The sequence below is a fragment of the Breznakia pachnodae genome (assembly GCF_030814225.1).
Taxonomy (GTDB): domain Bacteria; phylum Bacillota_I; class Bacilli_A; order Erysipelotrichales; family Erysipelotrichaceae; genus Breznakia; species Breznakia pachnodae.
Window position 1 is genome coordinate 282591 of sequence record NZ_JAUSUR010000004.1, and the last position, 13876, is coordinate 296466.

Sequence of the window (13876 nt, forward strand, 5' to 3'; positions counted from 1 at the left end):
GTGCATATATCTACTTCTTTTCTTATGCTACATCAATACCAAATACATTCTTTGCGACAGTTCCAATTAGGAATGAGATTAAAGCTACCGATAATGAAATAACAACCATTTCTAAGAAGCGTCTAAAGAATGGTTCATCTTTTGCAACTGAAATATAATAATTAAAGAAAAAGATAATAATTACAACAGTTAGAATCATAAAAGTAAAAGCCAATACATATTGTGTTGATGGTAACAATAAATAAGGAAGAACCAATAACACAACTGTAATCAAATATGCAATTCCTGTGTAGGCACTTGATTTAATTGCATCTTTATTTCCTTCTGCACGTTGTGCCAGATAATTTGATGCAGCCATTGATAAAGTCGCGGATATTCCAGTAACGATACCCGTAAGCGCTATAATCTGATTGTTTGCTAATGCGAAGGTCACTCCAGCAATGGCACCAGTCAATTCGACTAAAGCATCATTGAGACCTAATACAATTGCTCCCAGATAATGAAGACGTTCTTCGTCCAACATTGCATATAACTCTTTTTCATGACGTCTTTCATCCTTTAAGATATCTGCAGTCTGAGGTAATTCCTGTTGCATCTCTACATACATTTCCTCACTCACTTGTTCACCTTTCTGCATTTTCTTTACAACAAATGTAAATCCTAATACTAGTGTGAAAAACTTAAGCATAAGTATCTCCAGAGAACTTGGTTTAATTGTTTCCTCAGTAATTGATTTCCATACCTCTGCATGCTTTTGTTCATCCTCAGACATCTGTTTTAATATCTGTTTATTCTTTTCATCTTTTTCATGTTTTGACATAAAGCCATAAATAATTGACCCTGTAACTTCATCCTTTTGAGCTTTTCTTATTGTCATCAATAAATCAGAACTTATATCTTCTTTCCTCATTTTATTTCCTCCTAATTTCCATTTATTTTGCACAATTAAATTTTATACAATTTATATTATATATGGTAACACTCTACAGTATTTTGTCAACACTTTATAACTTCACTACTATGAAGTATAAAAAAGTCATATACCTCTTTTATGAAATATATGACTTTTTGTCTCTTTATAAATCAAATATTATTTTATATTCAAGCTTCCCTTAATTTGCATAACCTTACTTACATAACTATTTATACCTATATGATTCACTGCTTCAAGTAATTCAATCTCTCTTGTTTCAGGTAAATATCCTAATGAGCCACAAATGCTGCAAGCAATTGCACCAATTGTGTCTGTATCGCCACCAATAGATGCACATAAAGATGCAACTTTTCTAACTTCTCCATTTGCATATTTAATAATAGCTAGAGCACAAGGTAATGTTTCAGTACAATATATACTTGTTCCAATAATATTTGATAATTTTAATAAAAATTCAGATTCCTCTATTTTTTCTTCAGCAATATTTATCGCTATTTCTATTCTTGATTTTAAAGATGCCGAAGGCATATCGAATCCAACACCTTTACAATAATCAATCATTTCATAACTAAGGCACTCTAAATCATTCAAATCTTTCTCTTTTCGACAATAGCAACTAACTAAATACGCAACCACACTGGCACTCGTAATACAGATATTCGAAGCATGAGTAGGTTCATTTATTGTTTTTACTAAATGTAGAATATCTGATTTAGTGCCTGCAATAAATCCAATAGGTGATATCTTCATCATTGCTCCATTGGAAACTGCATATCGAGCATCCGTATTTTTTTCGCCATGATGATATGCTTCAATTGCTTTCAAAGTTGAAGGACCAATAACCAGATTAGCAATGGAGCTATGGTTATACCAATCTGATAAATATTTTATATATACATCACTTGTAAATTGATTACTATTTTCATATAGAGCATCTATTAAAAGAAGTGTGTGTAATGTATCATCAGTTATTTCACCTACATTGAATGTCCTACTTGAAATCATTCGATTTATTGACGGAATGAATTCTGTAATTCCTTCTTCAAAACATTCATAAATGGCTTCTAGTGACATCCCTTCTGTTGGCATTCCATATGCATCACCATATGCACCACCTACAAGGGATGCATAAATTCTATTTACTGATATATCAGACATAACATTATCCTATTGATGCACTTGAGGAAGCCTTGTTGGACAAAGTAACAATCAATGGTTCATTAACATTTACTAGTTGATTCTCATCAATTGCTTCTAAAACATCTAAATATGCCTGTGTATTCGATACAATGATATAAGTTTGCATATTATATCCCAATACTTTTAGTTTATCTAAATCAAATTTAGCAATTAACTCTCCCTTTTCAATTCGATCTCCTTGTTCTTTTAATACAGTAAAATGATCACCTTTCAAATTCACAATGTCAATACCAATATGTAATAATAACTCTACGCCTGAATCACTTAGCATTCCAAAAGAGTGTTTCGTAGGAAATATCATACTCATCGTTCCATCAAATGGTGCAAAAACATCGCCACTTGTTGGGTTTATTGCAATACCATGACCAAGTTTTTCTTCTTTGAAAGAAATATCATTTGCATTTCTCAACAATACTGTTTCTCCTGCGATTGGAGATGAAATAATTTCTTTTTCAAAACCACTTTCTACTATCTCCTTTTCCTTTGACTTAACACGTTCATTTTTGAATGTGAAAAGTGTCAGAATAAAAGGAACTCCAATTACAATACAACATGCAATAATCATATTCCACATACCTGCCAAAGATGCAGTTTCTGGATTTATGAATCCCACAACACCTAATATAGTGCCAGTAAGTGCATAATTATAAGTATTTGTAGCAGCCAGCCATACTCCTCCTAGCGTAGCACCAATAATACAATATAAGAAATATTTCTTATTCGGAACTGTAACCCCATATAAACCAGGTTCCATGATATGACATAATGCTGAAATTGCAGCTGGCGCAGCCATTGCTTTCATTTTTTTATCTTTTGCTCTAAACCAAATTGCAAAACATACTCCTGCTATCGAGAATGCAGAGGGCCACATACACGCCATAATTGGGTCATAGCCAAGCATTGCGAAACTATTATATGTAATTGGAGATAGTGCCCAGTGAATTCCTAATACAACCATCGGCTGGTAAGTTATATTAATTACAATTGCAGAGACAATTGGATTGATATTATATGCCGCCATAACAATATTCTGCATTAATAGACCTGCAAAGTTACTAATTGGTCCTAAAAATAAAAGCGTCATTGGAAATGCAACTATCATTGTAACCATTGGCACTACAGAAAATGCTACCAAATCAGAACAGTATTTGCTTGTTATTTTTTCAACCTTTGAAGCAAAATACACTGAAACGATTGCAGGTATAATTGCATAAGCATATCCTCCACTTTGTAACAGAATAGGAATACCAAAGAAAGTGGAATATACATCTGTTTCAAACCACGTGCCAGAAAACATAGTATATAGTGGTGATGTATCTACTGGGTTTATCATACTTTCCAAAGTCGGATATACTAATGCAAGACCTAAAACAAGACCTACATAAGCATATTTCATATTAAAGTATTTCGCTGCTGTATAACCTACAAAAGCGGGCAAAAACATTAAAACAACATTTGCGACAGTTAAAATCAATTGATATTCAAGTGAATCAGAAGACAAAAGTCCTATGGAACTAACTAACACCAACAGTCCTCTTAAGAGTCCTGTCGCTGCCATTACACTTAAGAATGGTGACATACATTTTGTTAATGTAGTAATTGCTCTTGAGAGCAAATTCCCTTTTTTCTTTACCTCAACATCATCGGTTTCTGAATAATTGTCTAATTTTAATTGACGGCTAAATTCATCATATACATCTGCAACGATTGTACCAACAACAACCTGATACTCATCTCCTGATTTTTGTGCTGTTAATACTTTCTCGTTTGCAAGAATATTATCTTCATTGATCAGACTATAATCTTTTAAATTTAAGCGAATTCTTGTTAAACAATGAGAGGCTTTTATTATATTCTTTTGACCTCCAACATTATTAATTATTGTTTTTACTAAAGTTTCATATTTTCTCATATTTTTTCCTCCAAAAATTTTAGTTTTGAAGGTTTAGCCAACTTAATGTAACCATCCAGCATAAAGATTGTTATTAATTTTGATTTAGTCTATTGATATGAATTGTGAGGTATAGTAATTCTTCATCTGTGATATCATATGCATATTTTTTCTTTATGAATTCCCGAACCTTTTCAGCACATTGATATGCTTTTTGATATTTTCTTTTCAATGCTACAAGTAACTCGTCCTCATCTGCACTACTATATGTTTGATGAGCCAGCAGACGTTGAGCAAATAAACGCAAATGCATTATAAATCGATAATAGTTAACAGAATTTTCATTATACTGTTGCTGATAAAAATCACTAACTACTTGAATTATCTCATGTATAATTTCAGTCATTTGATACGCTATATCTTCACTTGTTTCTTTATCTTCGGTATTCGTTAATAAATGTAAAGCTATAAATGCAGCTTCATCCTCTGTTAGTTGAACATCAAATGTTTGATTAATCATATTTACTGCTTCAAGTCCGAATTCAAACTCTTTGATATAAAATCTTCGAATATCGGGTAATAAAGGGTTTCGTAATTGAATTCCTTTACGTGCTCGATCAACAATACCTTTGATATGATCACTCAATGAAATAAAGATAATATCCGCATCTATATCTAAACTGGCTTTGGCTTCTTTTAAGATTGCATCTGCTAACTGTAAATACTCTAAAGGTATTGTTTGTAATAACGATATAATGCGATCTGCATCACTATAGTTACTCAATAGAAATATTTTTTGAATTTTTGTTTCATCTATCACATCACCAACATCTGCTCGAAATGCTATCCCTCGTCCCATAATGACTTTTTCTTGTTTATTCTCAATTACTGTAACAACATTGTTGTTCAGTATTTTAAATATTTTCATAGTTCCTCCTTTCTAACAAAAAAAACCCAACAGAAACATAAAATGTTCCTATTAGGTTTAGCTTAAGCTCAATAACTATCCTCTTAATAACTATCCTTACGTGCACATTATAGCATACAAAGAATTGTTTTGAAAGCCCTTTTATAAAATGCCTATTTTACCTATCTATTTTACCTTTTTTATAACCTATTATTCACTTAATCTTTCCACAATACTTTGTTTTTCTACTTTTCTATAAATTAGAAGTGGTAATAAAATTGAAATTATAAACACCACTACAATCAACACTCCTACTGCTACTGTTGGATAAGTAAATACAATTTTAGCTCGTCCTGCCTGGATGAAATTACTAACCAGATACAGAATACCTGATCCTATACTTCCAAGCAACACAGTAACAACTATACCATACTGAAGTCCCTCTGATACTAGAAGGGTACGCAATTGTCCTCTAGTCATCCCTATACTTTCAAGCACTACTAATTCTTTTCTTCTACTTGATAGTGAGGTATACATAACATTGAAGTAATTCAGCACTGCTAATCCAATTAGAATAAAGCTTAATGAGAATAGTAATATTCTTACTGATGTAATATACTCTACCGCTTCTTGTTCTGCTATATACTTCACAAATAATCCAACTTGTGGTAATTGTTCTGGAATAAACTCAGATGCTCTAACATTCAGAAGTTTATTTAATGTTTCATGTACTTCCAACACTTTATTTTTTTCTACATTAATAGAATACCTGTTAATTGTTTTGTACAGACCTGAGCGCTCAAACCCTTTTTCACTAATTAAAATATATGGGGCATAAGATGTATTTGTTGACATGTTTTTAAACTTTGGAAAACCTCTGGTATTTATATCTAAATATCCATCAAATATATATTTCCCAGCTTCTTCTCCTTGTTTGTTATATAGAGTTAAAGTACCACCTTTTGTCGCTGCAGCTTCCTCTAACATTTTCTCAGAGAAAACATGATGTTGTAAATTCAATACACTTTCTCCATTTATAAAACTATCCATATCAACATCTAAGTTATTATCATCAACAAATTTTTTAAACATTTCAATTTCATCATCATTAACAATTCTTAATCCACTTTCTCTCACAGGTTCTTCCTCTAAAGAAATTTCTCCTGCTTTCATAAGTGGATCCCACACCTCTTCACGAAGATCTATATTTGCATATGCTTCATATGCAGCATCTACATCCGTAATACCATCAATATTTCTTACCTCTTCTACAAACTCGCTGTTTAGAAATACATCTTCTGGGCCTGTAGAATATGCATTAAAATAATCATCTTCACTAAGTTCAAAATCAGGAGAATCTTTATACATGTTAGAATAATCCAAAATCTGAATAGCCATAACCGAAGAAATACATAGGATACTTGCTGCAAACAACGAGAAGACAGTTTTTATAAATCTTCCTCGATTTTTGGTAATATTACGCCATGCCATCTTTGGAATTGAAACACTCTTTTTCGCATGAATTTCCTTTTTACTAACTTTAATTTTCCCTTGAGAGAAGTATAATGCTTCTTTTGGTGAAATAGAATTAATCTTTGTCAATGGCAACAACATACTGACAACTGCTATTAATGCTGCAACACCTAGAACCACAAATAACAGCCATACTCTAAATGTTAAAACATCTACTACAGAAACATTAGATCCACTTGACAATCCCCTTAGGAACATTGGTAAAATAAGTTGTATCGCAAGGAACGCTAATATGCTTCCAATAAGTAAACCAAATACGGTTATATAAATAATCTGTCTTTGTTGAATTAAGAAAACTTGTTTCTTAGTCGTACCAATTGTACGAAGCAATCCCAATTCACGAACATCCTTTTCTAATGATATCTGCATAATATTATTGATTAACAGAAATACACTAACAGCAATAATTACACATAGTAGAATCATTACATCATAATCACCATAAATATTTTCAATTGTTTTATATTCAATAGAATCACCAGCTGCAAATTGCTGTGTATCATCAATTGTCTCAATATCGTTATATAGTTTTTCTTCTGTTTCTTCAAACAGCAGACTATCATTTTGTTTCATTAGTAAATAATCCGGATTTTCCAACGATTTATTTGCTGTTTCCAAATATGCTTCTGAGAAAAAGGCAACCGCCGGAGATGTATGTGGATCAACATATTCAGTAAAATATCCACTAAGAATAAACTCTTCTGTAGTTTGAATCCCTTCATCCTTCACTACATCTAAGGAAACAACAGTCCCAATCTCTGGTTTTACTCCTAATTCATCTAATGCACGCATAGGTAACATTACTTCATATTCATTTTCAGGATATGTTCCTTGAACATCTGTAAATGCAGGAACATAAAGTTTTTCGTAAGCAACACCATCTGTTACTACACCAAGAAATATTTCATAATCACCCTTTACCCCTACATTTACATATGATTCCTTGCCTACAATATCTATATAATCTAGCTTCTTTATTTTTTCATATTGTTCTGGTGTCGGTCTATCTAGTAACGCTGTGCTTAGATCTCCACCCCTTCTTGCAGCTAATAGATATTCCGAATCCACTTGTGCAAAGGAAATACTAATAATACTAAATAATAATGTTACTACTGCCGCAATCGATACAATCAACAAATAATTTCGTGATCGGTTGTTCTTGTAACTTTTATTTGCTAATCGTTTGATGACAGATGCGTTGTTATTTGCAATCTTCATACTTATAGTACCTTTCCATCCTCAATACGAATAATCCGATCACACATCTGAGCGATTTCCTCACTGTGCGTTACAATAATAATCGTTTGCTGATACTTTTGAGCAGTCATCTTCATCAATCCAAGTACTTCCATACTCGTTTTTGAATCCAAATTACCTGTTGGTTCATCAGCAAGAATGATTGCTGGTTTTGTCGATAATGCTCTAGCGATTGCTACACGTTGTTGTTGCCCTCCTGATAGATTTAGTGGCATTGAATACACCTTATCATTTAGTTTCAATGTATCAATAATTCCATCTACAAATGCCGTATCGACTGTTTTCCCATCCAACTGTAATGGAAGGATTACATTTTCATATACATTTAATGTCGACATTAAATTATAGTTTTGAAAAACAAATCCAATGTTTCTTCTGCGAAACACTGTTAATTCTCTGTCATTCAATTTATCAATGTCAGTATCCAGTATTGTAACATTTCCATCTGTTGGATAATCCAATCCACCAATCATATTTAATAATGTAGTTTTTCCACTACCTGATGTCCCAACAATTGCAATAAATTCCCCTTGTTGAATTTCAATATCAACACCTTGTAGCGCTTTTACCTCGTTTTCTTTACCAGGTAAGTAAACCTTCTTAAGGTCTTTTGTTATAAGTACCATCATAAGTTTTGTCTCCTTTATCTAACTACATTATAAAAACCAAATATTACAATTTAATAACAAAAAAGAAACTTTTAACGTTTCTTATTTTGGCAGCACAATTGTAAAGATTGTTCCTCGCTCTTTACGTTTTACTCTCATAAATCCATTATGAGATTGAATAATACTTCTGCTGATATATAAACCAAGACCAAATCCCTCTTGGTTACTTACTTTGTTCCCTCTGTAGAAACGTTTGAAAATCAGATGTTCTTCACCTTCATCAATTCCAATTCCATTATCTTCTATCTGAATCTGGGCAAACATATCATTCTCAATAATTGATATCTTTACAACTCCATCTTCTTCACTGTACTTAATAGCATTCTCTATTACATTAATCAAGGCTTCTTTCATCCACTGGAAATCATGTAATGTTTCATAATCGGTTGATTCATCAATTTCTATAGAAACATTCTTTAATTTTGCTTTATCCATTGTTACTTCAACAGCATCTTTTAGTGTATTGGCAAGTGATTGTTTCAGAACTTTTAGTTGGATAATCTTACCTTCAATTCTAGACATCTTAATAAAACTCTCTGTCAAAAAGGATAATGACTCCATTGAGTTTTCAACACTTTTAATATACTCCTGTTGTTGAGGAGTGGTTTCTTCCATCTCCAACAATTCTAAATATAACTTCATATTTGCTAAGGGCGTACGCATCTGATGTGCAATATCATTAATCAATAATCGAATTTCATCTCGATCATTCCGTATCCCTTCTTCTTGTTGTTTATATAAAACACTTAACCTCTGCAGTTGGTGTTGAATCTTTGAAGTAATATAATCTTCATTGACAATAAACTCCCCTATACTTTCTTGATTGATAAGCTTATCAACAATCGCTGATACTTGTATCAGTTCCTGTTGAATCTTCTTTTGTTCTCTTAAAATAATCAGATAAGTACATACCGCAAAGATACAAGCAACAATAATTAATTCATAATTCTTCTCTATAATTCCATAAACACTTGCTGTGATAACAAGCACAAGAATCATAATAATAGAAGAATACTGTTTTAACTTATCTTTCATATTATTCACCAAAACGATATCCACTACCAAACACATTTTTAATATATGCTTTTGGATCATCATCTAGTTTTTTTCTTAGTCTACTGATCGTAACCGTAACCGTACTATCATCAACATATTGTTCTTTTGAATCCCAGATTACTTCAAGAATGTTTTCTTTTGTTAGTACTCGGTTCATGTTTTTCATTAATAGATACAAAACATCAAACTCTTTTGTAGTTAGACTAATAAGGTTATCATGAACTTTTACTTCACGTCGATCTACATTCATTTCCAGTCCATTATAAGTTAATATTTTTTTCTTATATTCATTTCGACGCAGCACTACTTCAATTCGTTTTAATAACACCTGCATCGAAAATGGTTTCACAATATAATCCTCACAACCTTCATCATATGCTTTAATCATATCAATTTCATCATCTCTTGCTGTTAAGAAGATTACTGGTAAGTATCGATCTGATGGAAGATAGTTACACACTTCAAAACCATCGCCATCTGGTAATCCTATATCCAATAGCAAAACATCAATACGCTCATTTTTCAGCATTTGAATGCCTTCATATGTCGTATATGTCTGAACTACTTCATAATTAGATTTCTTAAGTAGTAACTTAATTGCATTATTTAATTTTTTATCATCTTCTACAATTCCTATTTTTGTCATTGTTGTCTCCTACTACTATAAACTTATCTTACCATCTGCTATTTATTATGTAAAATGCTTGTCATGAATCATAGATTTATTAGAATGCTTATGATAGAATTTGATTGAATAAAGGAGGTTTCCTATATGTTAAGAGAAGTTGCAGAAAAGTACTATGAACAAGGATATAACTGTGCGGAAGCGATGCTTCGTGCAGGGAATGAGTATTATAACTTACAGTTACATGATAGTGATATGAGAATGGTAGCAGCATTTGGTGGAGGATTTCAAAGTGGTGATATCTGTGGTGCTTTGTCAGGATCAGCATGTATTATTTCATGTAAATACATCGAGACAAAAGCTCATGATAATCAAGAGGAATTAAAAGCCATCACCCAAAAATTAATGGATACATTTGAAGCAAGAATGAGTTCAAAATTATGTAGTGTAATTAAACCGATTTATTATACACCAGAAGTAAAGTGTAGAAATACCGTTGGTTTAAGTGCTGAGGTATTAGAATCAGTAATTCATGAATTTGAGGAACAAAAATAATATAATAGTAATATTTAAAAACACCAATTAGTTGCATTACGTAACTGATTGGTGTTTTATTCTCATTAATTTTCTTTTTTCTTCTTAGTCAGATAGATAACTGCAATTGCTGATATTAGCATTGCACCAAACAATAACATTGTTTGAGTACTATCTCCGGCTTCTATGGCTTCTGTTTCACTTGTTTTGTTTAAATCAGTAGTCGTATTGTCTGAATCTTGGATTTTTTCATTTATAATTTGATAATCTTCTTCAGATAATCCAACCACTTCTAATTCACCATCACCATTTGACACTATTTCAAATTCAATATTTTCATTAAATGTAAGATAACCAGCAAGACCTTTACTTTCTCTTAATACATAATTTCCTACACTCAAGTTGTTAAAAACTATTTCTCCATCTTCATTTGAAGTTTCTGTTGTAGTCTGATTAATATCTTTATTTGTAAGTATGAACTCTACACCTTTTAATGGATTTGAATCTTCATCGGTTTTAAAGAAACCTACATTAATAGTTTTTAAGGTATTAGTAATTGTATAGTCATTACCATTATTATTAACTGCAGTCGTATAGATATCACTTAGTGATTCCTCATGAATTGAATATATGAAATTCTCTCCTACATTATTATATAATGGTAAATTCACCGTTTCACTTGTATCCTCACCAATCACCTGATTAAACTTCGATGCCCAATTGTTTTTAGCACTAAGTTCTATTGGTGTACTTTTTGTCCAAACATCTGCATCTGTTGTATTATCTCTTGTTACTGTAAACAAGATATTATTTGGTCGTAACTGATAATTATTATCTAAATCGTTCCATACTTTATTTACTGACAGCTCAGTACCTGGTGCTTTCACTGATGGGATTGGGAAATCAAGCAACTGTGATGCTGTGTATGTATTCGCCTGCAATGTTGTCTGTCCATTAGCACGATACCATAGATCTGGCTCAAAATTGTTTGCTTCAGTATTAATTCTAACTTTATAAGTAAGTGTAATTTTTTGATTTGCACCTAAATTTATATGACTCATACTTATTGTATTATTTACTTCTTCTACTGTTACACCATTCAATAAATCAGCATCTTCCACCCATGTTCCATCAACTTTTTCATATCCTGTTAGTTCATAGTCTGCACTAGTAAATACACCATCTGTCTTTTGAAGCAGAATTTGCTCTCCCATAGGATCAGTTGCTTGTCCTTCAAAAACAGTGTTAAATACATTGAATGAAATCTTATCTAAGATAGCATCTAATCCTGATAAATCTTCTGGGATTTCATAATACAACCTTGAGGAAGATGCGATATTTAACGCCACAAATTTACCACGAGTACTTGGCTGCGATGCTACTGAATATACTTCATATCCCTTATCTTTTAAATCAATTGCTTTCCCTACTGTATATTCTGCTAATAATGTACTATCTTGAGGCGTCAAAGATGCAGGTATCGGATCAAAACTAGTACGAATAAAATTATCACTTGCCCTTACATAAATATCATTAGAATTTCTGTCATAATCCTTATAATAATTTGTCATTGAATAGTTTCCATTAGAAACAATTTCTCCATTATTTGTGTAACTTGTTGCACCTGATGATTCAGGATATACAATATTTGCACTTCCATCTCCAATATGAATAATAATCTTTCTAGCATCCACTCTTGAATTGGTTCCTTCCATAACATCCTCTGCTGCAAACAACCCTCTTTGAATAAAGGTACCAGAATGCTTTGATTCTACTCCTACAAAGTTTACAAGATCATCTACATTTGATCCTAATGGCATTGTTTCAATATTCTTGTTGTATTTTACAATTCCTACCTGTAGTACTGGGTCATTTCCATTTTCACTTTGAGTTGCCCAAGATACGGTATCTAAAAACGAGTTAACTGCTTCTTTTGCATTTTCTAGTTTTTGACCTCGCATTGTTGAAGAATAGTCCATAACAATCACTAAATCTACTGGTTCATATTTTGAATTACCTTTTATATCTAATGTAACATCAAATAAACCTTGAACACTTGAATCCTCACTAACATACTTTTTAAGATATGCCTGATCATCATAATTTACATATTGTTCATCATCAAAACTTACTTCTTGTGTATTTCCATAATCATAATTAACAGTATTTCCATTCACTACTGAATTCTTCAGATATTCACCGCTATCTGTATTTTCATATTCAAAATTTCCTATTGTATCTGCTGCTACTCCCTGGACAAATACAAAAGCACTTATCATAATTGTGCATAATAAAACAATTCCTAACTTCCCTTTACTTTTCATCATTTTCACCTTTCCTTGTTTACTCTAATCACTAGTATCCTAACTTTAATAATAGTGACTAATATCACCATTATTAAAACACTATATACCTTAATAACCAACTAATATGAATTAAAAAAAGAGAAGAAGTATAGTTTCCCCTCAATGTTTTAAACATTTACAATATGGTAGCCTGATACATTTGATGTTGTCTACATCATTAACTTTGCACTATGCATAGGTTTTCATCCTCATTTCTTATGAAACCTTACAGAATGCAGTTTTAATAATTCAGTATATGCTCTCAACAACTTGGTATTTATTATTTATTCTTCACTCTTGTTATCCTTTAATTGCATGTATATCCACCAGACTCTAGATTCTTAATATAGGTTGATAGTTTAAAACCATCTTCTTGATTACCTTTATCTAAATACTTGTCATCTTCAAAATATGCCAACACATCTAAATAGCCCCTTAAATCAATTGTCTCTAAATCTATCGTAGTTTCCATTATAATTACAAATTCCCCTGTTTGAGGATATTCAATAGTTGCTTCACACCCCTCTAACTTTTCACATTCCTCTTTTTGATCTTCCTGATAATGCTTTAAAACATCAACATACTCATCCCTGCTATATATACTCATATAAATATTTGTGCTATTCTCATCAAAATAATACATAACTGTATGTGTGTAAGTATTTATTCTATCTCCATCATACTCAAACGTTCTCACTAGCCTCACAGGTAGATCCTCATCCTTATAGGAATCATCTGGAAAACAAACTATCTCTCCACTTTTATCACACCCTACTAACATACAAAACATAAATATAATCCCTAATAATTTTCGCATACTGTCCCCTCTCATCTTTAATTATTATCTCTTCTATAATAACACAAAAAAGTATGTAGAACATCACAGTAAACTATAGCAGTAACAAACCCATGACTACTATTTGTAT

11 protein-coding genes are annotated in these 13876 nt (G+C 31.9%); 1 reads left to right on the forward strand and 10 read right to left on the reverse strand.

Going from position 1 to position 13876, the window contains the following annotated elements:
- Positions 1-22 precede the first annotated feature (22 nt).
- The 8 genes from J2S15_RS12410 to J2S15_RS12445 all read right to left on the reverse strand — a co-directional run bounded on the left by J2S15_RS12410 (position 23) and on the right by J2S15_RS12445 (position 10092).
- Positions 23-910 (reverse strand): VIT1/CCC1 transporter family protein, encoded by an 888-nt coding sequence (locus J2S15_RS12410; RefSeq protein WP_307408779.1) that lies wholly within the window; start codon positions 908-910, stop codon positions 23-25.
- 180 nt (positions 911-1090) lie between these two features.
- A complete protein-coding gene (locus tag J2S15_RS12415; RefSeq protein WP_307408782.1) occupies positions 1091-2092 on the reverse strand; it encodes an ADP-ribosylglycohydrolase family protein in 1002 nt (333 codons plus the stop codon).
- 4 nt (positions 2093-2096) lie between these two features.
- Positions 2097-4046, reverse strand: coding sequence for a glucose PTS transporter subunit IIA (locus tag J2S15_RS12420; RefSeq protein WP_307408784.1), 1950 nt, complete (start codon positions 4044-4046; stop codon positions 2097-2099).
- A 73-nt stretch (positions 4047-4119) separates the two neighbouring features.
- Entirely contained in the window at positions 4120-4953 is an 834-nt protein-coding gene (licT, locus tag J2S15_RS12425) for a BglG family transcription antiterminator LicT (RefSeq protein ID WP_307408786.1), read from the reverse strand.
- A gap of 189 nt (positions 4954-5142) precedes the next feature.
- A complete protein-coding gene (locus J2S15_RS12430) occupies positions 5143-7683 on the reverse strand; it encodes an ABC transporter permease (protein ID WP_307408788.1) in 2541 nt (846 codons plus the stop codon).
- Positions 7684-7685: 2 nt separating this feature from the next.
- Positions 7686-8351, reverse strand: a complete 666-nt coding sequence (locus tag J2S15_RS12435; protein ID WP_307408790.1) for an ABC transporter ATP-binding protein — start codon at positions 8349-8351, stop codon at positions 7686-7688.
- Positions 8352-8432: 81 nt separating this feature from the next.
- The gene (locus J2S15_RS12440) at positions 8433-9425 is read right to left on the reverse strand and encodes a sensor histidine kinase (RefSeq protein ID WP_307408792.1); all 993 of its coding nucleotides are present in this window, start codon (positions 9423-9425) and stop codon (positions 8433-8435) included.
- A gap of 1 nt (position 9426) precedes the next feature.
- Positions 9427-10092 carry a response regulator transcription factor gene (locus J2S15_RS12445; RefSeq protein ID WP_307408793.1) on the reverse strand — a complete coding sequence of 222 codons (666 nt, stop codon included), beginning with the start codon at positions 10090-10092 and terminating at the stop codon, positions 9427-9429.
- 126 nt (positions 10093-10218) lie between these two features.
- Between J2S15_RS12445 and J2S15_RS12450 the strand changes: the two genes are divergently transcribed.
- Entirely contained in the window at positions 10219-10626 is a 408-nt protein-coding gene (locus tag J2S15_RS12450; RefSeq protein ID WP_307408795.1) for a C-GCAxxG-C-C family protein, read from the forward strand.
- A gap of 65 nt (positions 10627-10691) precedes the next feature.
- Here the strand turns inward: J2S15_RS12450 and J2S15_RS12455 are convergent, their stop codons facing one another.
- Together J2S15_RS12455 and J2S15_RS12460 are read right to left on the reverse strand one after the other, a co-directional pair.
- Positions 10692-12929: a SpaA isopeptide-forming pilin-related protein gene (locus J2S15_RS12455; protein ID WP_307408797.1), complete on the reverse strand. Its 2238-nt coding sequence runs from the start codon at positions 12927-12929 to the stop codon at positions 10692-10694.
- A 328-nt stretch (positions 12930-13257) separates the two neighbouring features.
- Complete coding sequence (locus J2S15_RS12460) at positions 13258-13767, reverse strand: hypothetical protein (RefSeq protein ID WP_307408799.1); 510 nt, start codon at positions 13765-13767, stop codon at positions 13258-13260.
- Between the last annotated feature and the right edge of the window lie 109 nt (positions 13768-13876).